This window comes from Rhizobium sp. BK098 (assembly GCF_014193155.1).
In the GTDB taxonomy this organism is placed as follows: Bacteria; Pseudomonadota; Alphaproteobacteria; order Rhizobiales; family Rhizobiaceae; genus Rhizobium.
This window is the reverse complement of record NZ_JACHYY010000001.1, coordinates 726,674-748,782: the sequence shown is the minus strand read 5'-3', so window position 1 is coordinate 748,782 and position 22,109 is coordinate 726,674. Positions and strand designations below refer to the sequence as shown.

The 22,109-nt window shown below is 59.2% G+C and carries 25 protein-coding genes; 11 read left to right on the top strand and 14 right to left on the bottom strand.

The features are described from left to right. Window positions 1-148: 148 nt before the first annotated feature. Complete coding sequence (locus FHT73_RS03635) at window positions 149-1,117, bottom strand: aliphatic sulfonate ABC transporter substrate-binding protein (protein WP_183709874.1); 969 nt, start codon at window positions 1,115-1,117, stop codon at window positions 149-151. Window positions 1,118-1,258: 141 nt separating this feature from the next. Between FHT73_RS03635 and FHT73_RS03630 the strand changes: the two genes are divergently transcribed. Next, window positions 1,259-2,257, top strand: coding sequence for an NAD(P)-dependent oxidoreductase (locus FHT73_RS03630; protein WP_281409857.1), 999 nt, complete (start codon window positions 1,259-1,261; stop codon window positions 2,255-2,257). Between the two features lie 62 nt (window positions 2,258-2,319). Here FHT73_RS03630 and FHT73_RS03625 read toward each other — a convergent pair whose 3' ends face one another. From FHT73_RS03625 to FHT73_RS03615, 3 genes are all read right to left on the bottom strand, one after another. Then, on the bottom strand, window positions 2,320-2,808 hold the full coding sequence (locus FHT73_RS03625; protein WP_069613098.1) for an Lrp/AsnC family transcriptional regulator: 489 nt from the start codon (window positions 2,806-2,808) through the stop codon (window positions 2,320-2,322). A 66-nt stretch (window positions 2,809-2,874) separates the two neighbouring features. Next, complete coding sequence (locus FHT73_RS03620; RefSeq protein ID WP_183709864.1) at window positions 2,875-3,507, bottom strand: uracil-DNA glycosylase family protein; 633 nt, start codon at window positions 3,505-3,507, stop codon at window positions 2,875-2,877. Further along, a complete protein-coding gene (locus tag FHT73_RS03615) occupies window positions 3,504-4,076 on the bottom strand; it encodes a thermonuclease family protein (protein ID WP_210290243.1) in 573 nt (190 codons plus the stop codon). The genes FHT73_RS03620 and FHT73_RS03615 overlap by 4 nt, the downstream gene beginning before the upstream one ends. Before the next feature lie 126 nt (window positions 4,077-4,202). Here FHT73_RS03615 and FHT73_RS03610 point away from each other — a divergent pair, with 126 nt between their 5' ends. Further along, window positions 4,203-5,732: a HAMP domain-containing sensor histidine kinase gene (locus tag FHT73_RS03610; protein WP_183709860.1), complete on the top strand. Its 1,530-nt coding sequence runs from the start codon at window positions 4,203-4,205 to the stop codon at window positions 5,730-5,732. A 123-nt stretch (window positions 5,733-5,855) separates the two neighbouring features. On the opposite strand, the gene FHT73_RS03605 is transcribed toward FHT73_RS03610, so the two are convergent. Together FHT73_RS03605 and cobT are read right to left on the bottom strand one after the other, a co-directional pair. Next, a complete protein-coding gene (locus FHT73_RS03605; RefSeq protein WP_092716218.1) occupies window positions 5,856-6,248 on the bottom strand; it encodes a diacylglycerol kinase in 393 nt (130 codons plus the stop codon). A gap of 185 nt (window positions 6,249-6,433) precedes the next feature. Next, complete coding sequence (cobT, locus tag FHT73_RS03600; RefSeq protein WP_112606254.1) at window positions 6,434-7,450, bottom strand: nicotinate-nucleotide--dimethylbenzimidazole phosphoribosyltransferase; 1,017 nt, start codon at window positions 7,448-7,450, stop codon at window positions 6,434-6,436. A 127-nt stretch (window positions 7,451-7,577) separates the two neighbouring features. Here cobT and FHT73_RS03595 point away from each other — a divergent pair, with 127 nt between their 5' ends. The 4 genes from FHT73_RS03595 to FHT73_RS03580 all read left to right on the top strand — a co-directional run bounded on the left by FHT73_RS03595 (window position 7,578) and on the right by FHT73_RS03580 (window position 10,294). Then, window positions 7,578-8,354, top strand: coding sequence for an adenosylcobinamide-GDP ribazoletransferase (locus tag FHT73_RS03595; RefSeq protein ID WP_183709858.1), 777 nt, complete (start codon window positions 7,578-7,580; stop codon window positions 8,352-8,354). 19 nt (window positions 8,355-8,373) lie between these two features. Beyond that, on the top strand, window positions 8,374-8,595 hold the full coding sequence (locus FHT73_RS03590) for a DUF1289 domain-containing protein (protein ID WP_069613105.1): 222 nt from the start codon (window positions 8,374-8,376) through the stop codon (window positions 8,593-8,595). Further along, on the top strand, window positions 8,592-9,293 hold the full coding sequence (locus FHT73_RS03585) for a TIGR02281 family clan AA aspartic protease (RefSeq protein WP_112606248.1): 702 nt from the start codon (window positions 8,592-8,594) through the stop codon (window positions 9,291-9,293). The genes FHT73_RS03590 and FHT73_RS03585 overlap by 4 nt, the downstream gene beginning before the upstream one ends. Before the next feature lie 98 nt (window positions 9,294-9,391). Beyond that, window positions 9,392-10,294, top strand: a complete 903-nt coding sequence (locus tag FHT73_RS03580) for an EamA family transporter (protein ID WP_112334655.1) — start codon at window positions 9,392-9,394, stop codon at window positions 10,292-10,294. Between the two features lie 34 nt (window positions 10,295-10,328). Here the strand turns inward: FHT73_RS03580 and FHT73_RS29415 are convergent, their stop codons facing one another. The 7 genes from FHT73_RS29415 to FHT73_RS03550 form a co-directional block, all read right to left on the bottom strand. Continuing rightward, window positions 10,329-10,670, bottom strand: coding sequence for a GNAT family N-acetyltransferase (locus FHT73_RS29415; RefSeq protein WP_348648117.1), 342 nt, complete (start codon window positions 10,668-10,670; stop codon window positions 10,329-10,331). Further along, window positions 10,657-10,857 (bottom strand): hypothetical protein, encoded by a 201-nt coding sequence (locus FHT73_RS29410; RefSeq protein ID WP_246712029.1) that lies wholly within the window; start codon window positions 10,855-10,857, stop codon window positions 10,657-10,659. The genes FHT73_RS29415 and FHT73_RS29410 overlap by 14 nt, the downstream gene beginning before the upstream one ends. Next, complete coding sequence (locus FHT73_RS03570) at window positions 10,854-12,185, bottom strand: Mur ligase family protein (RefSeq protein WP_183709856.1); 1,332 nt, start codon at window positions 12,183-12,185, stop codon at window positions 10,854-10,856. The genes FHT73_RS29410 and FHT73_RS03570 overlap by 4 nt, the downstream gene beginning before the upstream one ends. Window positions 12,186-12,262: 77 nt before the next feature. Continuing rightward, complete coding sequence (locus FHT73_RS03565; protein ID WP_183709854.1) at window positions 12,263-13,024, bottom strand: ABC transporter permease; 762 nt, start codon at window positions 13,022-13,024, stop codon at window positions 12,263-12,265. Then, entirely contained in the window at window positions 13,021-13,947 is a 927-nt protein-coding gene (locus tag FHT73_RS03560; protein WP_112334652.1) for an ABC transporter ATP-binding protein, read from the bottom strand. The genes FHT73_RS03565 and FHT73_RS03560 overlap by 4 nt, the downstream gene beginning before the upstream one ends. A 382-nt stretch (window positions 13,948-14,329) precedes the next feature. After that, window positions 14,330-14,584, bottom strand: coding sequence for a hypothetical protein (locus FHT73_RS03555; RefSeq protein WP_112334651.1), 255 nt, complete (start codon window positions 14,582-14,584; stop codon window positions 14,330-14,332). Between the two features lie 106 nt (window positions 14,585-14,690). Further along, window positions 14,691-15,884, bottom strand: coding sequence for an extensin family protein (locus tag FHT73_RS03550; protein WP_183709852.1), 1,194 nt, complete (start codon window positions 15,882-15,884; stop codon window positions 14,691-14,693). Between the two features lie 238 nt (window positions 15,885-16,122). Here FHT73_RS03550 and FHT73_RS03545 point away from each other — a divergent pair, with 238 nt between their 5' ends. From FHT73_RS03545 to FHT73_RS03525, 5 genes are all read left to right on the top strand, one after another. Beyond that, complete coding sequence (locus FHT73_RS03545) at window positions 16,123-16,512, top strand: acyl-CoA thioesterase (RefSeq protein WP_112334649.1); 390 nt, start codon at window positions 16,123-16,125, stop codon at window positions 16,510-16,512. Window positions 16,513-16,516: 4 nt separating this feature from the next. Continuing rightward, window positions 16,517-17,107 (top strand): hypothetical protein, encoded by a 591-nt coding sequence (locus FHT73_RS03540; protein WP_112334648.1) that lies wholly within the window; start codon window positions 16,517-16,519, stop codon window positions 17,105-17,107. Window positions 17,108-17,229: 122 nt separating this feature from the next. Further along, a complete protein-coding gene (locus FHT73_RS03535; RefSeq protein WP_183709851.1) occupies window positions 17,230-18,822 on the top strand; it encodes a tetratricopeptide repeat protein in 1,593 nt (530 codons plus the stop codon). 55 nt (window positions 18,823-18,877) lie between these two features. Next, window positions 18,878-19,945 carry a tetratricopeptide repeat protein gene (locus FHT73_RS03530; RefSeq protein ID WP_183709849.1) on the top strand — a complete coding sequence of 356 codons (1,068 nt, stop codon included), beginning with the start codon at window positions 18,878-18,880 and terminating at the stop codon, window positions 19,943-19,945. 197 nt (window positions 19,946-20,142) lie between these two features. Continuing rightward, window positions 20,143-20,658 carry a hypothetical protein gene (locus FHT73_RS03525; RefSeq protein WP_183709847.1) on the top strand — a complete coding sequence of 172 codons (516 nt, stop codon included), beginning with the start codon at window positions 20,143-20,145 and terminating at the stop codon, window positions 20,656-20,658. A 52-nt stretch (window positions 20,659-20,710) separates the two neighbouring features. Here the strand turns inward: FHT73_RS03525 and FHT73_RS03520 are convergent, their stop codons facing one another. Continuing rightward, window positions 20,711-21,961 carry an MFS transporter gene (locus FHT73_RS03520; protein WP_112398370.1) on the bottom strand — a complete coding sequence of 417 codons (1,251 nt, stop codon included), beginning with the start codon at window positions 21,959-21,961 and terminating at the stop codon, window positions 20,711-20,713. Between the last annotated feature and the right edge of the window lie 148 nt (window positions 21,962-22,109).

The window sequence follows — 22,109 nt, the reverse complement described above, 5'->3', positions numbered from 1 at the left end:
CGATGTTCGATCCGGATAATGGCATAGACTATCGATTACATCGACAATATGGATTTTTTAATTGTCGGCGTTTGACGAAATATTTTGCCCATAAAGTCCGCGCCCGTAGTGTTAGGGGCGCAGACGATATCCGTGGGTCTTGTCAGCCTCAGCTCGCCTTTGGTCGCCAGACGATGTCCGTGACGTTGAGCTTCTTCGGAACGATGCCAAGATTATAGAACTCGTCAGCCAGCCCCTGCTGATAGGTGATCGCCGCATCTGTAATGGTCGAGACGCCACCAAGATTTGCACCAGGGCGCGTCAGCACCACCCGCGTCACCTCGGCCGGCACGCCGGTGATTTCGGACATGGCCTTAACGGTGCCGTCCAAATCCGATTGCGCCGCCGCCCCCACCTTGGCCAGTTCGTCGATGACGTCGATAATCACCTGCGGATTATCCTTGGTGAAATCGCCGTTGGCCAGGAAATAGCTGAAGGAATCGACGATGCCCCGCGCAGTCGCAAGGATGCGGGTATCCGGATCGGCCTCTGCAATGGCGAGATAGGGATCCCAGATCGACCAGGCATCGATCGCACCGGTCTTGAACGCAGCGGCTGCATCCGGCGGCGTGAGATCGAGCGGCTGGATATCGCTGATCGTTAGCCCGCCTTTGCGAAGCGCCTTGACGGCGACGTTGTGGGCGCTGGAGCCGCGCTTGAAGGCAACCTTCTTTCCCTTGAGATCGGCAAGCGTTTGGATCGGCGAATCCTTGCGCACGAGAATGGCGGAGCTTTCGGGGCTGCCGGTGTAAATGCCGACGTACAGCAGATTGCCGTTGGCAGCCTGCGCAAACAGCGGCGGCACATCGCCCGTCGCACCGAAATCGAGAGCACCCGCGCCAAGGGCTTCCAGCAGCGGCGGGCCGGATGTGAATTCCGACCATTCGACGGATATGCCGCGATCGGAAAGCCGCTTTTCCAATGCCCCTTGACGCTTTGCCAATGCCAATACGCTGTTCTTCTGCCAGCCGATCCGAAGCGTCGTCGCCGCAGCCGCACGTGACTGTCGAACGGAAGGCAAAGCGAAGGCAACCGCCGCCGCACCGAGAAGGCCGAATGTCTGTCTGCGCGAAATCATCGAAGATCCCTTTTCATGAGGCCTCGGCGCTTCCGCGGCCACCGGCTCGTTGTCGATGGCTTAAAGATCGCAAATCCATAGATTATATCGACAAAGAATATTATGAAGATTCACGACGATGACGAAATTTCATTCCAATAAATGCAGAAATTTGAAATAAGATTTCACGTCGCGTGCCATGGTGACAAGTTGCCCGACAAATCGGTCTTTCGTCTCCGTGCCCTTTCGGCTAAGCCTGCGGAACAAATTCGGTCATGGAGTTATGAAATGGCAAAGGTCTCATTCATCGGCATGGGCGTCATGGGTTACCCCATGGCCGGGCATTTGAAGGTCAAGGGCGGGCATGATGTCACCGTCTATAACCGCACCGTTACCAAAGCTGAAGCATGGGCCAAACAGTATGATGGCAAGTTCGCCCCTACCCCGGCCGAAGCGGCTGCAGGCGCCGATTTCGTCTTCACCTGCGTCGGCAATGACGACGACCTGCGCTCGGTGACGGCGGGCGAGAACGGCGTCCTCTCAAGCATGAAGGCCGGTTCGATTCTTATCGACAACACCACCGCAAGTGCCGAAGTCGCCCACGAACTCTACGCAGCCGCCAAGGAAAAAGGCGTCGACTTCATCGACGCACCTGTTTCCGGCGGACAGGCAGGCGCGGAAAACGGGGTGCTGACCGTCATGTGCGGCGGTGACGAAGCCGCCTTCGAGAAGGCTCGTCCCGTCATCGACGCCTATGCCCGCATGGTCGGGCTGATGGGGTCTGTCGGCGCGGGACAGCTGACCAAGATGATCAACCAGATCTGCATCGCCGGCATCGTCCAGGGCCTGGCCGAAGGCATTCACTTCGGCAAGCAGGCCGGCCTCGATATCGAAAAGGTCGTGGAGGTCATTTCCAAGGGCGCCGCCGGTTCCTGGCAAATGGAAAACCGCCACAAGACCATGAATTCAGGCAAGTATGATTTCGGCTTTGCGGTCGACTGGATGCGCAAGGATCTCGGCATCGTGCTCGAGGAGGCCCGCCGCAATAAGGCCAAGCTGCCGCTCACGGCCCTCGTCGACCAGTTCTACGGCGACGTCCAGGCGATGGGAGGCAATCGCTGGGATACCTCCTCGCTGCTCGCGCGCCTGGACAAGAAGTAAAAGGCTGCCGGGAAATCAACAGCTTCTGCTGAGCGCCTCATCAGAGCGGCGCTCAGTCTATGTCAGTCCTCGTTGGACTTGGCATTTTCCAACAGCATGTAATCGAGCGGCAGCTCCGTCGAATACTTGATCTGCTCCATCGCAAAAGCCGAAGAGACATCCCGGATTTCGATCTTGGCGATCATGCGCTTGTAGAAGGCATCATAGGCGGCGATATCCGGGACGACGACACGCAGCAGATAGTCCACATCACCGCTCATGCGATAGAATTCGACCACTTCCGGGAAATCGGCGATCACTTCTGAAAAACGCTTCAGCCATTCGATGGAGTGACTATTGGTGCGGATGGACACGAAAACCGTGACCTTCGTATTGACCTTTTCCGGATCGAGCAAGGCCACGCGGCGGCGAATGACGCCATCCTCTTCCATCTTCTGAATACGGCGCCAGCAGGGCGTCGTCGAGAGACCGACCTTCTTGGCAAGATCGGCTACGGCCAGAGTGGAATCCTCCTGCAGCAGACGCAGGATTTTGCGGTCAAGACGGTCCATTAAAGCATCCCTTCGAATTATATTCTCTCTATAGCTCATTTTAAGCGATAGAAAAGAAACTTTTTCTCAAGGAAGCAGGCTTTTCACACGTTGTTGTAATACGGGAAGCAACTCGGCCTCGAACCACGGGTTACGTTTCAGCCAGCCGCTGTTGCGCCAGCTCGGATGCGGTAATGGCAGGACGGACGGCGACCGGTTGGTTAGAAGATAACGCCGCCACTCAGCGACCGTCTCGGTCATCGAACCCATGCGCTCCGCTCCAAGATGCCAAGCCTGTGCATATTGACCGATCGTCAGGATCAATTCGATCTGCGGCATCGCATCCATCGCCCGCTGCCGCCATAGTGGTGCGCACTCCTTGCGCGGCGGCAGATCGCTTCCCGCCTTGTCATAGCCCGGAAAGCAGAAGCCCATGCCCATTATGGCGAAATGATCCGTATTGTAGAAACTCTCGCGATCCACAGCGAGCCACTGACGCAAACGGTCACCAGAGGCATCGTTGAACGGCAGGCCGCTCTCGTGAACGCGCAATCCTGGCGCCTGCCCTGCGATGAGTATCCGTGCAGTCGATGATAGTGTCGCAACCGGACGCGGCTCATGCGGCAGGCGATCTGCCTCGCCCTTTGCCGGTGCGTCCCGACAGAGACGGCAGGCCGCAATCGCCGAACGCAGGATTTGCAATTCGCCCTCGTGCTTCATGGGGCGCTCCAACCGGCAAGCTGGCGCAAATAGCCGAGCCATCCGGCAATCGGATCATTGTCGTTGTCATGGGCCATAAGCTCCTCGCGCCGATAGTCGCTCGGCCTCTCGAAATCACTGGCCCAAAGCCCAGCCTTCGCCTGCCGTGCGCTCCGCTCCTCGCTTGCATAGCCGCCATAAGAAACCGCCATGCCACTGCGCACCATCGCGGCGTTGATATCGGCATCGCCGGCGACACATGTCACCAACAGGCGACCATAGCGATCCCTCTCCCGCCCCCGACATTCGGGCGCTCCGGTCTTAATCATTGTGGCAAGCGCCTTGCGTGCTTCTTCGCCGCAGGCCCAATCCGCGCCATTGCGTTGGCAGCGCTGCCGATATTCGGGCGCATCGATCCCTTTCAGTCTCAAGCGCTCGCCACTGGCGGAAAGCGTGTCGCCATCAATGACATAAAAGCTGCCGTTTTGAACGATTTCCGGTCGATTGTTCATCTTCAACGCGAATAATGCAAGAATGGCAAGCAGCGCGAAAGTGACCACGCCGTCACGAAACAGGCGGCCCGACCGCATCACGTTGTTGCCTCCTTTAAGAACAAATCCTTGGCGAAGATGGCAAACAAATCATTTCGGCGCAGCATCTTCTTAAGATTTAAACGCTAGGATGTAGCCTCAGGCAGGCTAAGTTTCAATGTAACCATGAGCAACGGCGTCAGCACATCGACAGATAAAAACATTGTCGACCGATCGCGCAGTCACCGTAACCGGGCTGTGTCGAAGGCCGTGCGGCAAACGCGCGAGCGCCTGCAAAGCGGCCATAGCCGCAACTTCGACCGCGAACTGATGATGATGCATATCGACACCTTGCGGCAGAGTGCCGCCGTCGTGCCGATCTTCGTCATCGTGGTCGCTGTTCTCGGCGTCTACCTGACGCGTGATGCCGGCATTCTCTTCTGGACCATTCCGATCCTCACGGCGCATGCCATCAACATGCTGATCGGACGGCGCGCCAAGAAGCAGGAAATGTCAGCCGAAAGCGCCAGAAAGTGGCGGCAGCTGCTTTTGCTGGGGCAATTGCTCGTCGGCTTCTGTTGGGCGCTTTTTGCGATGCAAAATTGCGCGACCTGCGGCGGCGACAGTTTCGCCTTTTACAAGGGCACGACCCTGCTAGCGGCAATCTGCATTACGGCCATGTCCAGCTTCATGCTGCCACGAGCTGTTCCGTTTTCCTTCGCACCGGCGACCGTAGCGCTGACCGTGGCAGCCATCCTGACGCGAAGGCCTTCCGATATCGCCCTCACCGCAGCCATTTCGGTTGCCGTGATATTCTTCAGCTTCATCACCAACCGCATGTATCAGTCGAACCTGAAGATTCTCTCTTTCCAATCGGAGAAGGACGATCTGATCGCGGAACTGGAAGTCGCGAAATCGATGTCTGACGAGGCCCGTAGGCGTGCCGAAGAAGCAAACCTCGCCAAATCGCGCTTTCTTGCTTCCATGTCGCACGAGCTTAGAACGCCGCTGAATGCGATCCTTGGCTTTTCCGAAGTCATGTCGGCGGAGGTCATGGGGCCGCTCAACAATCCGACCTATCGCGAATACACAAGTGATATCCATCGATCCGGCCAGCACCTGCTCAACCTGATCAACGAAATCCTCGATCTTTCTCGTATCGAGGCCGGCAAATACGAGCTGAACGAAGAAGCGATTTCTCTCCTCGATATTGCCGAGGATTGCATCGGCATGGTGCAGTTGCGTGCCCGCGCCAAGAACATTTCGATCTCATCGCAATTCGAAGCGCAGCTGCCTTCCGTCTGGGCTGATGAGAAATCGATGCGCCAGGTAATCCTCAACCTCCTGTCGAATGCGGTGAAATTCACGCCGCAGGGCGGCGAGATCAGCGTCAAGGTCGGCTGGACCGCCGGTGGCGGCGAATATGTCGCGATCAAGGACAACGGTCCGGGCATCCCCGAAGAGGAGATCCCGATTGTGCTGTCGGCCTTCGGCCAGGGCTCTATCGCCATCAAGAGCGCCGAACAGGGCACCGGCCTCGGGCTGCCGATCGTACAGGCCATTCTCGCCAAGCATGACGGTCAGTTCATGCTGAAATCCAAGCTGCGGGAAGGCACGGAAGTCATCGCTATCCTACCGCCCAAGCGCGTGCTGCAAAGCCTGCCGGCGGTCGAGGACGCGCCACTCGCCGAGCGGCGCAAGAAGAGCTTCGCGTAAACGAAGCATGGACGCTGATCGTTAGAGCGCTTCAGCTTTTCATGGAATCTCTGAGCCGCTCTATCTCTTTGTTGTCCCGCAATTCCGGACGGAAAACCGCTACGCACTTTCCCTGGAATTGCTCTAGCGAAACAGCAGATGGCTGCCGATGACGTAAAGCAGGTAGATGCCGGACGCGACCAGCATGCACAGAACGGCAAACGAGCCGAGATCCTTGGCATGTTTGCCGACGTTGGATATCTCCGGCGAGATCCGGTCGATCACCTCTTCCACCGCCGTATTCATGGCTTCGACTGCGAAGACGGCAAGGAACAAGACCATCGCGATGACAATCTCACCGATGGTCGCGCCGACAGCGATCAACAGGATCAGTCCCACTCCGGCAAAAAGCAGCTCCTGTCGAAAGGCAGATTCCTGCAACAGCCGCTGAAATCCGCCCCAGGAATAGCCGGCAGCGGCGAAAAAGTGCCGGATCCCGGTCTCCTTATTGACCGCTGATTTTGAAAACTCCGCCATTCGCGCTCCGCCCGTATTGTCCCGGTTGCAATCTGGATGCCTTGCGAATACCGCCTCACCGTGGGCGAAGCAAGGCGACAGCTCTCGCCGCCTCGAAATTCATTGCAGTTTTATGACGGAAAACCGATCATCTACAGGAAATTGAGCGGCGAAACATTTATTTCAACGTTTCGCCGCTCCGTTTTTCAGTGCTTGTTCGTAACCCCGGCGCTTTCGAACGTCGCCATGCCCGAATGGCAGGCTGCCGCAGCCTTGACGATACCGGCGGCCAATGCCGCCCCCGTACCTTCGCCAAGCCGCATGCCGAGCGCCAGAAGCGGCGTCTTGCCGAGCTTTTCGATCGAACGGAGATGACCCGGCTCGGCCGAAACATGCCCGATCAGGCAATGATCGAGGGCAGAGGGATTGGCAGCCTTGAGAATAGAGGCGGCGGCCGTCGCGACATAGCCGTCGATGATAACAGGGATACGCTCCATGCGTGCGGCGAGGATGGCGCCGGCCATGGCGGCGATCTCGCGGCCGCCAAGGCGGCGCAGGATTTCCAGCGGATCGTCGAGATGATCGCGATGAAGCGCGACCGCCTTCTCGACGGCGCCGATCTTGCGCTTCAGCATCTCACCTTCCGAGCCCGTACCGGGACCGACCCAGTCTTCAGCCTTGCCGCCATAGAGCGCGTAATGAATGGCCGCGGCGATCGTGGTATTGCCGATGCCCATCTCGCCAATGCAGAGCAGATCCGTGCCGCCGGCAATCGCTTCCATGCCGAAGGCCATGGTGGCCGCGCAGTCGCGTTCGCTCAATGCCGGTTCTTCGGTGATATCCCCGGTCGGGAACTCGAGCGCGAGATCGAAGACCTTGAGGCCGAGGTCATAGGCAACGCAGATCTGGTTGATGGCTGCGCCGCCGGCCGCGAAATTTTCCACCATTTGCTGCGTCACCGAAGGCGGAAACGGGGTGATCCCCTGCTTAGTGACACCATGATTTCCGGCAAAGATCGCCACCAGAGGCCGGGTCACGGCCGGCGGACGACCGGTCCAGGCCGCCAGCCAGAAAGCGATTTCCTCTAGTCTTCCAAGCGCGCCCGGCGGCTTGGTGAGCTGCGCATCACGTTCGCGCGCGGCCACGAGCGCCCGGGCATCCGGGCCTGGAAGGTCGCGCAGCAATGCGCGGAAATCGTCGAATGGGAGGCCGCTGACGCTCATGAATGCGTTCCTTGTCTTTTAGTCTCAAATCGGGTTCTTTGCGTGCGACTCTATTAGTCCTGGGAATCGGCGTGAACAACTCCAAAAGCGCCCGATGCTGTCGCGCGTATGGCGGGGAGAGGAAGAAATGCGGGAATATCTGCGTGACATCGCGCGCTCCGTCGCTTTCTTGAGCCGCATTCCCGTGCCGTCGTCCTTCTTCGAAGGCGATGACGGCAAGCTCTCGCGTGTTTCACGCGCTTTTCCTGTCGCCGGCCTGCTGATCGCCCTGCCCTCTGCACTGACCTTCAGCGTGCTGCTTGCCCTCAACGCCGATCCGTTGATGGCCGCATTGCTGGCGCTTGCCGTGCACACGCTCCTGACCGGCGCCCTCCATGAAGACGCGCTCAGCGACACGGCAGACGGATTAAGTGGCGGTAAGGACCGCGAGCGCGCACTCGAAATCATGAAGGATAGCCGTATCGGGACGTACGGGGCGGCAGCGTTGATACTGTCCTTCGGATTGCGGGCGGCAGCACTTGCCGCCATCGCCCGGCATCTCTCGCCTGAGGTGGCCGCGGTCGCAATCCTCGCCGCGGCCACCTTGAGCCGCGGTGCGATGGTCTGGCATTGGTACGCCCTGCCGTCAGCCAAACCGGATGGGATCGCGGCATCGGCGGGCAAGCCGGATGGCGACGCCATGCAACTGGCGCTGCTTGCGACACTTGGCCTTGCAGTACTGCTCGTCGGTCCTGCCATGGGCGTTCCGGCGCTGGTTGGCTGCCTTCTTGCGACAAGCGTCGCGGCATTTCTGGCCACGCGATATATCCGTCAGAAATTGACTGGCCATACGGGCGATACGATCGGCGCGACCCAGCAGATTTGCGAGATCGCGTCGCTCTGTACTCTTGCCATGTGCGTTTGAAGCATCGATATATGATCCCATGCTGACACCATGCATCCTCGTCTGCTCCATCGATCAGAACACCGGCTATTGCTTCGGCTGCGGCCGCACATCTGCTGAAATCGGCGCATGGATGAGCTATAGCGATGACGAACGCCGTCAGATCATGGAAATGCTTCCGGAGCGCCTGACCAAGGTCGAGCGTAAGCCACGCCGGGAGACCCGCCGCCAAAGGATGGCACGGGAGCGCAGCGCCGTATGAACCGCCTGAACATCGTTCTCGCCATTCTCGGCATCGGCCTCGCACTACTCGTCTTCAACAATAATACCGGCTCCACCTTCGGCATGCGCAATGACGACTTCGCGCGTTTCGTCTATCTCGTGCCGATCGCCCTGATGATGAGCGCCGCCGTCTGGGCTAGCCGACATACGGTCAGCCAATCGATCCGTAATCTTCTCATCTGGTTCGTCATCATCATGGCGCTCGCGACTACCTACATCTATCGCCGCGATGCCGAACAGGTCGGCAACCGCCTCTTTGCCGGCCTGATGCCCGGCCATGCCGTCGTCGTCACGACGAGCGAAGGCGGTCAGGAGGTCATTCTTCACAAACGTTCGAACGGGCATTTCGAAGCGAAGGTCATGATCAACGGCCAACCGATCGACATGCTGATCGACACCGGCGCCAGCACCATCGCCCTGTCGCAGGAAGACGCCGAGCGCGTTGGTATCATTCCGGAAAACCTCACCTATTCGCAGACGGTACTGACCGCCAATGGCCGCGCCAGAGCGGCCCCCGTAGAACTCGGCTCGGTGGCAATCGGCCCGATCAAGCGCAGGGATGTCCAAGCGAGCGTGGCAGAAGCAGGCAGGCTCGATCAGAGCCTGCTCGGCATGAGCTTTCTCGAAACCCTGGGGTCCATGCAGATGCAGACGGACGAGCTTCGGCTGCGAGACTAACGAACCACCGCGTGTGATAGTTCGGTTGGGAGCGAAGCATTCGCCGGCCTCTTCACTCTAAAAGATTGCATGTCCAAACCTTATAAGAGTGAAAAACGATGACGCCGGCAAGACCGAACCTGACGACTGAACTGCTGCTTCTCCTTGCGCTCGCGATCTGCTGGGGCGCCTCCTACACCTTCATCCGCGTCGGCGTGGCAACCATTCCGCCGATCACGCTGATTGCCGCGCGAACCCTGATCGCCGGTCTTGTCCTTCTCGCCATCATCCGCTGGCGCGGGCTGAGCTTGCCGAGAGACGCTGCCACATGGAAGCGTTTCCTCATTCAGTCCTGCCTCAACAGCGCCATTCCCTTCACGTTGATCGCCTGGGCGGAACAAACCGTCGATGCCGGTCTGGCGACCATATTGAATTCCACGACGCCGATTTTCGCTTTTCTGATCGCCGCTTTCCTGCTGCGCTCCGAGTCGCTGACGGGACGCAAGCTATTTGGCGTGATTGCCGGCATGGCGGGCATCTGCCTGATCATCGGCCTCGATGCGCTACATGGCATGGGCCGCCAATTGCTGCCGCAGCTTTCCGTTGTCGCGGCATCGATCTGCTATGCCTGTGCCGCCTTGTTCGGCCGCAATTTCAAGGGACTGGACCCGATGATGCCGGCAGCCGGCTCGTTGCTTTGCGGTGCCGCCCTCCTGGTCCCGGCGAGCCTGATTGTCGAACATCCCTGGCAGATTGCGCCATCGACAGCCTCGATCCTGGCACTGCTCGGCCTGTCGGTCGTCTCCACCGCGCTTGCCTTCAGCATCTATTTCCGACTTATCCAGACCCTGGGCTCGGTCGGCACGACAGCGCAGGCCTATCTTCGCGTCCCGATCGGCGTCGGCATCGGCGTTACCTTCCTCGGCGAGCCTCTATCCCCGACGGCAGCCATCGGTCTTGTCTGTGTCGTGGCAGGTGTCATGGCCATGACCATCGCACCACGCAGGAAGGCCCTGGCGTGAAAAGGCAATCACGTTCAGCGCTTGCATGGGATGTTTAGCTTAGCAGAGACAGATCGTCCCATGCGAAAATGAGATTGTCGGAGCGCCAGATAGGTCCCGGATCGGTGTAACGACCGATCAATCGCCCCCCAAGGGCGCGATAGAAGGCGATCGCAGGCTCGTTGCCGACGACAACGCCGAGCGCGGCGCCCGAATATCCCATGGCAGCAAACTCTTCCATCATTATCCGCATGAGCCGGCGGCCAAGTCCCTGACGCTTGATGGAGGGATCGATATAGAGCGATTTTATCTCACCGCGCCCCTCGAATGCTGGCTCGGACGCAGCTGCAATCGCGCCGATGCCGACAAGTCGCGCACCTTGTTCAGCCAGGAACACGCGCTGATCCCGACGCGGAGTGGCCAAAATATCGGCCCATCGCGCGACGGTAATCTTCATCAAGGACCCGATAGACTTCGGCAGGCGCGAGATCGCGATAGGTATCGCACCAGATCGCGCGATGCAACCTGGCGATGTCAGCAACATCACCGGCGAGCGCGGGCCTGATCGCTATGTCCGTCGTCATTGGGCATTTCTGAGGACGGTGCTACGCAGCGCGCCGACGAGATAGAGCGAACCGGTAACAAGCATCCAGCCGCCGCGCTCGGCGGCTTTCACCATCACCCGATCCAGCGCCCTGTGCGGGTCCGGCTCGGCTTCGCAATTCATACCCATGGACTTCCCCAACGCTTCCAGCTCGATCGCTGGATGGGCACGCCCCGATCCGGACGCTTCCGTAAAGACAGCATAAGCCGCGTATCGCGATAACACGTCCAGAAAGCCGGGTGCATCCTTGTCGGATGCCAGTGCGACGATGGCAACGCATTCGCCGCTGACTGAGGAGGAGCGCGTGATATCGCGCAACACAGCCTCGATATTGAACGGCACATGTGCACCATCCATGATGATGGGCAGGCTTTGCCGCCCCTTTGCCAATGCGGGCGACAGAGAGACGTCGAAACGCTCCATCCGCCCCGGCAGACGCGCCTTGTCGATGACCGCTTTTTCGAGCAGCCATGCACCGATCGGCTGACCCTTTTCGCCTCCCTCTCGCACACTCTCACCCTGTCGCCCCAGATGATCGAACACGAGTCCGACCAGGGCGATATTCGTTGCGGCAATCGTCTCATCGTCTGGAAGATTGGTCCGAAGCACCTTGCAGCCCAGCTCATCGGCGCGCTGCTGCAACACCTGTCCTGCGGCATCGTCGGCGGCAAGCGTCGTCACAAGCGTCGCGCCGGGCTTCAATATGCCGACTTTCTCCCGCGCGATCGCCGCGCGCGTGCTTCCCAGAATCTCCGTGTGCTCAAGGCCGATATTCGTGACGATCGCGACTTCGCCGAAGACCACATTCGTCGAATCCAGCCTGCCGCCCAGCCCGACCTCGACCACGATCCAGTTCAAACCGGCGTCCCTGAAGACGACGAAAGCGGCCGCCGTTATCACGTCGAACCAGGTGGCGTCCTCGCCGGCGGTTGCCGCCTGCTTCGCGTCCTCATAGCTGTCCAGAACCCGCATGATCGCAGTTGCCAGTGCATCGTCCTCGACCTCCTGGCCGAGAATGCTGACACGCTCATTCACCCGATCGACATGTGGCGATCCATAACGTCCGATCCGCCAGCCAGCCCGCAGCAATCCAGCCTCAAGGAGCGCCGAGACCGATCCCTTACCCTTGGTGCCGGCGACGTGGATGGCGCGAAAGCTCCGATGCGGGTTGCCCAAGCGCTGCATGAGATCGAGCATCGGCTCGAGACCGACCCGCATCTCTCCACGCGGCTTGCGCTCCCAATTGGTTAGTTGATCGAGCCGGGAGAGTGCCTGGGATAGCGAAGGGTTGAGATGAGCCTGCGACATTGAATGCTTTCCTGGACCATTTTGTTGCGGCTGAGAAAGCCGCAGGCCTTCTTAGTCCCGCCAGCCCGGCATCGCCATCAATTTCTCAAGCGATATCCCGTCCGGAAAATCCATCTCAGGATGATCAGACAGATGACTAGGAAAAGCGTGATCATGGCAAGGCTCAGCACCGGATTGACGTCAGCGATGCCGTAGAAGCTCCAGCGGAAGCCGCTGACCAGATAGAGGACCGGATTGAGATGGCTGACCGCCTGCCAGAACGGTGGCAGCATGTTGATAGAATAGAAGCTGCCGCCAAGGAAGGTGAGTGGCGGCACGACCAGCATCGGGATGAGGTTCAGCTGCTCGAAATTCCCGGCCCAGATGCCGATCATGAAACCGAACAGGCTGAAAGTGACCGCCGTCAGCACGAAGAACAAGATCATCATAAAAGGATGCTCGATCCTGATATCGACGAAGAAACTCGCGGTCGCGAGGATGATCAGGCCGATCAGCATCCCCTTGGTGGCAGCCGCACCGACATAGCCGAGCACGATTTCCGTCATGGCGACAGGCGCCGACAGCACCTCGTAGATAGTACCGGTGAACTTCGGGAAATAGATACCGAAGGAACCGTTGCTGATGCATTGGCCAAGCAAGGTCAGCATGATCAGGCCGGGCGTAATGAACGCTCCATAGGAAACGCCCTCAACCAGGTTGATGCGCGAACCGATCGCCGCACCGAAGACGATGAAATAGAGCGACGTGGAAATGACAGGCGAAACGACGCTCTGCAGCAGAGTGCGGCGCGTGCGGGCCATTTCGAACGAATAGATAGACTTGATCGCTTCGAAGTTCATTTGCCTGCCTCCACCAGCGAGACGAAAATATCCTCGAGCGAACTCTGGCGCGTCGAAAGATCCTTGAAATGAATTCCCTCGGCACCGAGTTTCGACAGCAGAGCCGCAATGCTAGACTGCTCGTGCTGGGCGTCGAAATCATAGATCAGCGTCAGTCCGTTTGGGCCTAGCGAAAGCCCGTTCCCGTTGAGAGGCTCCGGTATGGCATCGATCGGCTCGTTCAAATCGAGGATCAGCTGCTTGCGGCCGAGCTTGGCCATGAGCGCCCTCTTCTCCTCCACCAGCAGCAGCTCGCCGCCATTGATGACGCCGACGCGATCGGCGGCCTCCTCGGCCTCTTCGATATAGTGGGTCGTCAGAATGATAGTGACGCCGGAAGCGCGCAGGCGCTCGACCACATGCCACATGTCCTTGCGTAACGTCACGTCGACACCGGCCGTCGGCTCGTCGAGGAAGAGGATCTCCGGTTCGTGCGAGAGCGCCTTGGCGATCAGCACGCGTCGCTTCATGCCGCCGGAAAGCTGGCGAAGCATGTTGTCTTTCTTCTCCCAGAGCGAAAGATCGCGCAATATCTTCTCGATATATTCGGGATTCGGCCTCTTTCCGTGAAGCCCGCGCGAAAAGCTGACTGTATTCCAGACGGTTTCGAACTGATCGGTCGTCAATTCCTGCGGCACAAGGCCGATCAGGCTGCGCGTAGCGCGAAAATCGCGCACGACGTCATAGCCGCCGACGGTCACAGACCCACCGCTCGGGTTGGCAATCCCGCAGACGATGGAAATCAGTGTTGTTTTGCCGGCACCGTTCGGCCCCAGCAGCGCCAGGATTTCCCCTCGCTCAATATCGAGACTGACACCTTTCAGCGCCTGAAACCCGTTGGAGTAGGTTTTGGTCAGATTACTTATAGAAATGATCGGAGCCATAGCGAGGCAAAGTCCGGCTTTTGTGATGAATTTCGCGGCGTTTGCCCGCTATATAACCGGTTCTAACCTTTGACCACCCCACGGTAGCGGAACACAGCGTTCGCCCAGGGTAAATAAGCTGTCATCAAATCGTGACCTTCGTCGGGCATATAGCTCCTTAGGTGAGCAACGTTTGTCGCAACTCCGCCCAACGCCTCTTGGCGACACCGTCAGCGCCTGCTGTATTGGCCGATTTATTGCTTTGCATTCATATTGCGTACAGCATCATTGCAACATGAAGTTCTTTTCTGGAACTGGCAAGGATCCCCCGTCGTTGCCATGCTCCGCTCAAGCCGGCTCCGCCGGCTTTTTTCTTTTTTGCCAGCTTACGATCGGGAAGAGCCTACCAATTGCCGTTTACGCCGCAGCCCGCCGGCGGCAGCGTCTTGTGCTCGAAGCGAGCCTTCAGCATCGCGCAACCCTTGTCGCGAATGGGTCCAGGCATTATGGAGTTGAGACCGATGCCGACTTCATCGAAGGGATCATCGGCATAGGCGACATAAGCATACCAGCGGCCGCCAATGACGATAATGATGGCAATCAGTGCGGCAACGAGCGCCCTTCCCAGGCTTCTCTTTCGTCTCGGTATGTCTTCCATGAACCCCTCCCTGCCATTTAGCCCGCGCAGTTGAGCGCGATTCCGCCGAAAGGTAAATCAGCTTTCCCGTTTGGCAAGGGTGGATGCTGTCCCGGCAAAAGGCCAATCAAAGGCTGCAATAGCGCCGGCCGCCTTGACGGTCCCTGAGGTCGAAATGGAAGTGGTTCCAGTGCTCCGGATTGCTGCCTGGGCCGAGCACCGTATCGAAATAGCGGCAGCTGTCGCTGCGCACCGCCTTGAGCAACCGTCCTTCCCTGAAAGAGAACAAGCCCTTCTTCCGCACGTCAATCACGTGGCCATTCTTCAGGACAAAGGTACCAACATCGATCGCGTTGCCATGGGCATGTTCCGACATTGGATTATAGCGTTGCCGGCTATTGTTCATCCGCCGGCAGGAATAACCACCGAGCGGCACGATCGTGCCGATGCCCGTCCAATAGCGGGTGCGCGCCGCCGGCGCCAGTTCGTTCTTCACCCATTTTGCGAAGGCGAGCGTCACTTGGCAATTCAACGTGACGGCGGGCCGCACCGCTATATTGCCTGAGAGGCCGCTGAGCGAAACCGGATAGGGAACCTGACATGCCGGGCCGTTCGAGATCGCCGGCTTGTCGGTATAAACCACGCCCATGCGCTGCAATTCCCGACGGCAGGCGATTTCAGAAGGCGGCATCATGCCCGGCGTCGATTGCGGCGCTTCAAACTGCTGATCGAGGCGCGGTATCGGATTTTCGACACGCGGCAGCATCGCAACCTGCGTTCCCGGCAGCTGCCTCGGTATCCGCGACTGGTTGAGTTCGGCCTGTGCCGCCGGCCGCTGAATAATCGACCGGTTGGTCTGTACCGGCGCATCGGTGCCGATGCCGTCGACCACGGGCTGGTCGGATTGACCTTCCGCAATGTTCTGCTGCTCTTCCTGCGCCAATCCCACCACCGAGGCTGATTGCGCCTCTTCGCTCGGCCCGACGCCAAGTTCGGCATCCATGTTGACGCCCTGAGAGGGGATATCCGACTGCTGTGCTAAGCCGGCTTCGACATCCGTGGTGGTCACGGCCTCGCCAGTGCCGTTGGAACGAACGGGACCGCCACTCTTGTAACTGCTCGATGCGGAAACGACGGGATCTTGTACCCCTTGGTAGGCAAATTGGCGTTGCGGCACACTGCGATGCGGCTTGATGGATCCGACACGCGAGGAACTGTCTATGCCGGACGGCGGCACGAGGCTGTCGGCCGTACAGGCGACCAGCGCCGACGACAATAGCAATGGCAGCGCGACCCGCCGTAGAATGGGTAAAATGGTCATAATCCTGATCCGCTGCCCCAGCCACGGTCGGCAATGATTACAAATCCTAAATGGGAAGGGTGAACGAAAGCTTACCGCAGGGTGATCTCGGTGTTTCACACAGGCACCACGTCACCGCATAGTGGCTTGAAGCAAAACACCCACAGGAGTCCTCCATGGAAATGCGGGTATGGCTTTTCCATCGAGGCAGGATTGCATAGGCTGATTGTCGGAATCGACCGTCAACAGGAGCAGATGAATGAATGACAGCGTCAAACCGAGAGGCGAGCTGACATTGCGCACGCTTGCCATGCCCGCCGACGCCAATCCTGCCGGCGATATTTTCGGCGGCTGGGTCATGGCGCAGATGGACTTGGCAAGCGGTATCCGCGCTGCCGAGCGGGCGCGCGGCCGCGTCGTCACGGCAGCGGTCAAGGAGATGGCCTTCGAACTGCCGGTCAAGATCGGCGATACGCTGAGCGTCTTCACCGATGTCGAACGCGTCGGCCGCACCTCGATCACCCTGAGCGTAGAAGCATGGGCGCACCGGGCCCGTTATAACAGCCTGGAGAAAGTGACGGCTGCGACCTTCATCATGGTCGCGCTCGATGAAAACGGCTTGCCGAAGGCCGTACCGGAGGAGAGCTGACGCGATGGATTCCGCGCACACACCGGAAGTCTACGTCTATATCAGAACGGTCATGAGCATGGTGATCGGCCTTTCGCTGGCTCAGCTTCTGACCCGGCTTGCCGGTTTCGTGCAGGCGCCGGGCAAGAACAAGATCTACCCCGTCCATATCGGCTGGGTATTGTCCATGTTCCTGTTCATCATCCATTTCTGGTGGTGGGAGTACCGGCTGCAATCGGTTGCGCAGATCAATTTCGGCGTCTACCTCTTTCTCATCTGCTTCTGCTGCCTCTTCTATTTCCTATGCGTATTGCTCAATCCGCCATCGGTCGAGGATTATGGCGGCTTCGAGGAATATTTCATCTCCCGCCGCCATTGGTTCTTCGGCCTGCTCGCGGTGACCTACGCGGTAGACCTCATCGACACATTGCTGAAGGGGGAAGCCTATTTCCGGTCGCTCGGCTGGGAATATCCAATACGCAATGTCGTCTATATCATCCTTTGCATCATCGCCTCGATCACCGCGAACCGGCGCTTCCAGGCGGCATTCGTGATTGTCGGGCTGATCTATCAGATCACATGGATCTTCCGCCTCTACGACGTGCTTCCGGTATAGCGATCGCATCCGCCAGCGGGCATTATAGCCACCGCCATTTGGGTTCCTGCGATCCTTGACCAAGACATCGCCATATTGTTCAGATCGATTACGGTCTGGGACGCAGGTGGGAGACTGAAGCCTTGAGGACAAAGAGCTATGCATTGGGATTGGCGCTCGCTCTTTCGCTGCCCTGGCTTGCTCATGCCGAGGACCCAGCCCCAGGACCCGCCAATACGACGATCGACCTGAAATACTGGGTGGAATTCGCAAAACAGGGAAATCCGGCCGCTCAATATGGTCTCGGCTATCGCTACGCCAACGGTCAGGGCGTGGAACAGGATGACGCTCAGGCCGTCGATTGGTATCGGAAATCGGCTGAGCAAGGCAATGCGCAGGCCCAATATGCACTCGCCTACATGTATGCCAGCGGCCGCGGCGTCGATACCGATCTGAAGCAGGCAAACGACTGGTATTTAAGGGCGGCGCAGGCTGGCAATGCCGATGCCCAATATGCCATCGGCTATTCCTATGCCAATGGCCGCGGCATGGCTGTCGATAATGAAAACGCCGTCACCTGGTACCAGAAATCCGCCGCCCAGGGACAGGCGCAGGCGCAATATGCGCTCGGCTACATGTATGCCAATGGTCTCGGGGTGCATCAGGACGAGGCGATCGCACTCGTCTGGTATCGCAAGGCAGCTGACCAAGGTCGGCCCGACGCCCAGTATGCGATCGGCTACATGTACGACAACGGTCAAGGCGCCGAAGAAGACCATGAACAGGCTGTCGCCTGGTACAAAAAGGCCGGCAGTCAAGGAGTTGCGCAGAGTCTGTATGCAGTCGGCTACGCCTATGCCAACGGCAAGGGTGTCACACGGAACGATGTCGAAGCCTATTCCTGGTATATGAAGGCGGCGATAAAGGGCCGCGCCGACGCCCAATACGCCGTTGGTTACAGTCTTGCGAACGGGATAGGCGTCGCCCGAGACTACAGGCAGGCGCTGCAATGGTATCGCAAAGCTGCCGATCAGGGCCGCCCGGATGCGCAATATGCCATCGGCTACCTCTACGCCAACGGCCAGGGCGTGAAGACTGACGATGACAGCGCGGTGAGATGGTATCGCAAGGCCGCCGAACAAGGCGACGCACAGGGTCAATATGCCCTCGCCTACATGTATGCCGGCGGCCGCGGCGTTAGCAGGGACTATGGCAAAGCCTTTGACTGGTACCAGAAGGCGGCAAGCCAGGGTCACGCTGACGCCCAATACGCGCTCGGTTATATGTATGAAAACGGTCAGGGGACAACGGCTGACAAATCGACCGCCGCTAGTTGGTACCGCAAGGCGGCCGACCAGAACAATTCACAGGGCGAATATGCGCTCGCCTACCTTTATTATCAGGGCGCCGGTGTTCCCAAGGACTATGGCCAAACGGCCGCTCTGTTTCGCAAAGCCGCCGATAAGGGCGATGCTCGGGCGGAATACGGTCTTGGATATCTGTATTATAACGGCTATGGCGTGCCAAAGGACTCCAAGATCGCTGCCGACTGGTTCAACAAGGCGGCGGCCAAGGGATTGCCGGAAGCGCAACACGGGCTCAGCTACATGGAAGCCAATGGCGACGGCCCGATCAAGGATCTCGGACCGCTGGGACAAGGGGCCGCCGATAAAAAGGGCTCGGGCGTCAGCACGGGCTGGCTCTTGTTCCATTTGCTGATGGTGCTCGTGCCTTAGCGGTTGCGAAGCACTCGACATGCTAATTCAACGGATTTCGACTGAGGGGTAGATTGTGAACTGGAAGAAAGCGGCAGCAGGTTTGCTCTTCGCGCTGGCGTCCGCGGGAGTCGCACAAGCCGATGTCGGACGAAACAGCTACGATCGCGGCGACATCAAATCCGGCCTGGATTACTGGCGACCCCTGGCGAACAAGGGCAATCCCGCTGCACAGCTGAAACTCGGACGAATGTATGAGGAGGGCAATGGCGTCGAAAAGAACCTGACGCTCGCCCTCAGCTGGTACAAGAAGGCCGCCGATCAGGGCAATGCCGAAGCGCAATTCAACGTCGGCACCATGTACGATCAGGGCGAAGGCGTTACCGCCGACAAGAGCCAGGCCATAGCCTGGTACAAGAAGGCTGCGGCACAAGGATACCTCAACGCGCAATACAATCTCGGCGTCGTCTACGACACGGGCCAAGGCGTAGCCCAGGACAAGCCGCAGGCGTTTGCCTGGTACAGCAAGGCCGCCGAACAGGGCGACGCCGATGCGCAATTCAATGTCGGCACCATGTACGACCAGGGCGATGGCACGGGCAAGGACAAGACCAAGGCCGTCATCTGGTATCGCAAGGCGGCCGAACAGGGAAAAGTCGAGGCGCAATACAATCTCGGCATTATGTATCGCGACGGCGAAGGCGTCGCCAAGGACAGCGCTGCCGCCTTCTCCTGGTTCAAGAAGGCGGCCGACCAAGGCGATGCCAGTGCGCAGTTCAATATCGGGGCCATGTATGCCGATGGCGATGGGATCAGGCAGGATCAGGCCGAAGCGATCGCATGGTTCCTGAAAGCTGCAGCGCAGAACGATGTCGAGGCCGAATACAATCTCGGCGTCATGTTCCGCGATGGCGAAGGCGTTACCAAGAACGGTCCAAAGGCGATCTACTGGTTCGAGCGAGCAGCCGAACATCGCTATGCCGGCGCGGCCTATAATCTCGCCATGATGTACCGCGACGGCGATGGCGTTGCTGCTAATGCGGCCAAGGCGGCAGAATGGTTCCGCAAGGCGAAGCATTTGGGTTACGACGGAGACGCGGAGCCGCCGGACGCTCCCTCCGGTGGACAGACTATTCCGATTTGAGCGCTTTACGGGCCGACCGGTAAACCTTCATGGCCTGTCGATCATTGCCCTGCTCCCGGTGGAGCGCGGCAAAGCATGCGGATACCTATCGGACGGTCATCATCAAGTCGGGGATTGCCTTGGCAAAGGAAGAGATGGAAGACTGTCGCGGCGCCGCGCCTGATTTGCTGCTTCTTCCCTTGAGAGGATAGATCGTCGTGAACCTGAAATATCCCATGCTCCCCGTCTCGCTCCTACCGCCGCTTCGCATGGCTTCGCTGACGGTGGCGATCGTGCTGCCGCTCTCTCCGCTTCCGATGGCGGCTATGCCGGCGGAGGCCGCGCCCGGTTCGTGCTGGTCGCTGCTGCAGAGCAAGTTCGGCCCCGAGATCGAAAAATCGGTGAATGAGGCCGATCCGTGCAAGAAGCTCCCGGGTGTCGATCACAAAGACAAGTTCGAGGTGAAATCGCTCGATGTCTGCGACGGTTCGAATGGTGGCGTCCAGATCAATGCCCATGCAGAGATGGCCTGCAAATCGCATGGCGTATTGAAGACGACGATCAAGGGGGAACTCGATGCCTCGATGACCGTCGATGTCGGCGCATGCCACATCACCGACCTGCATCTCGGCATCAATGGCCCGATCGGCGAGCTGATATCCTCGGTCGGAGGCCTGCAGGAACTTGCCCGCGGCTTTGCCCAGGCCAAGATCTCGGAAATTTGCGGAAAGTGAAGAAGGGCCGGTAAGGATCGCCGGCCCTTGAGATGGAAGGACGACAACCGGTTCAGGTTTGCATGACACTATCGGCTTGCCCTGCGTCTTTGCCGCCGAACCGAACACCCTTCTTCTCGAAGCCAAAGCCGGCAAACAACGCCACGACGACGGCCACGATGCAGGCGACGATCAACAGCGCCAGCGCATAGTCGCCGCCCCATTGCTTGGCAAGCCCGGCCTGGATCGAGGCATTGCCCGAAGCCAGCAGATTGCCGAGCTGATAGGCAAATCCGGGGAAGGTGCCGCGCACCTCGTCCGGCGACAATTCGTTGAGATGCACGGGGACGATGCCCCAGGCGCCCTGCACGAACAGCTGCATCAGGAAGGCGCCGATCGCGAGCATCACAGGTCCGTGGCCCCAGACCCAAAGCGGGGCGACGGGTATGGCCAGCAGCGCCGCGATGACGATCGTCCGCCGCCTGCCCCAGCGCTGTGACAAAGAGCCGAAGGTCAGGCCGCCGACAATCGCGCCGATATTGTAGACGATGGCGATGGCGCCGACCGTATAGGAATCATATTGCCGCTGGGTTTCGAGGAAGGTCGGATAAAGATCCTGGGTGCCATGGCTGAAGAAATTGAACGCGGTCATGAGAAGCACGGCCCACAGGAAGAGCGGGATATTCTCACGCAGCACGGTGAGAAACGGCCGTTGCGGCTTGGCCTGCCGCTGCAGGAAGGCTGGAGATTCCTCCACGTTACGCCTGATATAGAGCACCAGCAGCGCGGGGACCGCACCGACGAAGAACATGCCGCGCCAGCCGATGATCGGAAACAGCAGGAAGAAGACGATCGAGGCGATCAGATAGCCCGAGGGGTAACCGGCCTGTAGGATACCCGATACCAGACCGCGGGAATCCTCAGGTATCGTCTCCATGACGAGCGACGCGCCCACGCCCCATTCCCCGCCCATGGCGACGCCGAAAAGCGCACGCAGGACGAGAAACATCGTCAAGCCGGTCGAAAAGCCGGTCAGGAATTCGAAGACGGAATAAAGCAGCACGTCGACCATCAGGGTCGTGCGCCGCCCGAACCGATCCGCCGCGAGCCCGAAGATCAGCGCGCCGAGCGGCCGCATGGCGAGGGTAAGAAAGATCGCCACGGCAACCGCCGGAACGTCTGTGTGAAATTCTTCGGCTATATGCTTGAGAACGAAAACCAAAATGAAGAAATCGAAAGCGTCCAATGTCCAGCCCAGATAGGCTGCGATCACGGTGTTTCGCTGCTGGGGGGACAGGGAACGTAAGCTATCCAATGCGGTCATCATGATCCTCCGACCGGATGGCGGCGGCGAGGCGGGCAATACCGGATGCCGTCGAAGCTGGGGAAACCCGGCATTGGCCGGGCATGTCGACGTTGCGGCTGGTTCCTCCCTTGGCGCCTGCGAGGAGCGCGCTATGCGGACTTTGGAT

Bases quoted from the DNA above. Each gene is read 5' to 3' on its own strand.
- FHT73_RS03595 (WP_183709858.1), top strand. From the start codon at position 7,578: ATGCGGGAATATCTGCGTGACATCGCGCGCTCCGTCGCTTTCTTGAGC.
- FHT73_RS29410 (WP_246712029.1), bottom strand. From the start codon at position 10,857: ATGACGACGGACATAGCGATCAGGCCCGCGCTCGCCGGTGATGTTGCT.
- FHT73_RS03585 (WP_112606248.1), top strand. From the start codon at position 8,592: ATGAACCGCCTGAACATCGTTCTCGCCATTCTCGGCATCGGCCTCGCA.
- FHT73_RS03540 (WP_112334648.1), top strand. From the start codon at position 16,517: ATGGATTCCGCGCACACACCGGAAGTCTACGTCTATATCAGAACGGTC.
- FHT73_RS03615 (WP_210290243.1), bottom strand. From the start codon at position 4,076: ATGCGGTCGGGCCGCCTGTTTCGTGACGGCGTGGTCACTTTCGCGCTG.
- FHT73_RS03550 (WP_183709852.1), bottom strand. From the start codon at position 15,884: ATGACCATTTTACCCATTCTACGGCGGGTCGCGCTGCCATTGCTATTG.
- FHT73_RS03620 (WP_183709864.1), bottom strand. From the start codon at position 3,507: ATGAAGCACGAGGGCGAATTGCAAATCCTGCGTTCGGCGATTGCGGCC.
- FHT73_RS03630 (WP_281409857.1), top strand. From the start codon at position 1,259: ATGCAGAAATTTGAAATAAGATTTCACGTCGCGTGCCATGGTGACAAG.
- FHT73_RS03580 (WP_112334655.1), top strand. From the start codon at position 9,392: ATGACGCCGGCAAGACCGAACCTGACGACTGAACTGCTGCTTCTCCTT.
- FHT73_RS03520 (WP_112398370.1), bottom strand. From the start codon at position 21,961: ATGACCGCATTGGATAGCTTACGTTCCCTGTCCCCCCAGCAGCGAAAC.
- FHT73_RS03610 (WP_183709860.1), top strand. From the start codon at position 4,203: ATGAGCAACGGCGTCAGCACATCGACAGATAAAAACATTGTCGACCGA.
- FHT73_RS03625 (WP_069613098.1), bottom strand. From the start codon at position 2,808: ATGGACCGTCTTGACCGCAAAATCCTGCGTCTGCTGCAGGAGGATTCC.
- FHT73_RS03545 (WP_112334649.1), top strand. From the start codon at position 16,123: ATGAATGACAGCGTCAAACCGAGAGGCGAGCTGACATTGCGCACGCTT.
- FHT73_RS03570 (WP_183709856.1), bottom strand. From the start codon at position 12,185: ATGTCGCAGGCTCATCTCAACCCTTCGCTATCCCAGGCACTCTCCCGG.
- FHT73_RS03635 (WP_183709874.1), bottom strand. From the start codon at position 1,117: ATGATTTCGCGCAGACAGACATTCGGCCTTCTCGGTGCGGCGGCGGTT.
- FHT73_RS03605 (WP_092716218.1), bottom strand. From the start codon at position 6,248: ATGGCGGAGTTTTCAAAATCAGCGGTCAATAAGGAGACCGGGATCCGG.
- FHT73_RS03560 (WP_112334652.1), bottom strand. From the start codon at position 13,947: ATGGCTCCGATCATTTCTATAAGTAATCTGACCAAAACCTACTCCAAC.
- FHT73_RS03555 (WP_112334651.1), bottom strand. From the start codon at position 14,584: ATGGAAGACATACCGAGACGAAAGAGAAGCCTGGGAAGGGCGCTCGTT.
- FHT73_RS03590 (WP_069613105.1), top strand. From the start codon at position 8,374: ATGCTGACACCATGCATCCTCGTCTGCTCCATCGATCAGAACACCGGC.
- cobT (WP_112606254.1), bottom strand. From the start codon at position 7,450: ATGAGCGTCAGCGGCCTCCCATTCGACGATTTCCGCGCATTGCTGCGC.
- FHT73_RS03565 (WP_183709854.1), bottom strand. From the start codon at position 13,024: ATGAACTTCGAAGCGATCAAGTCTATCTATTCGTTCGAAATGGCCCGC.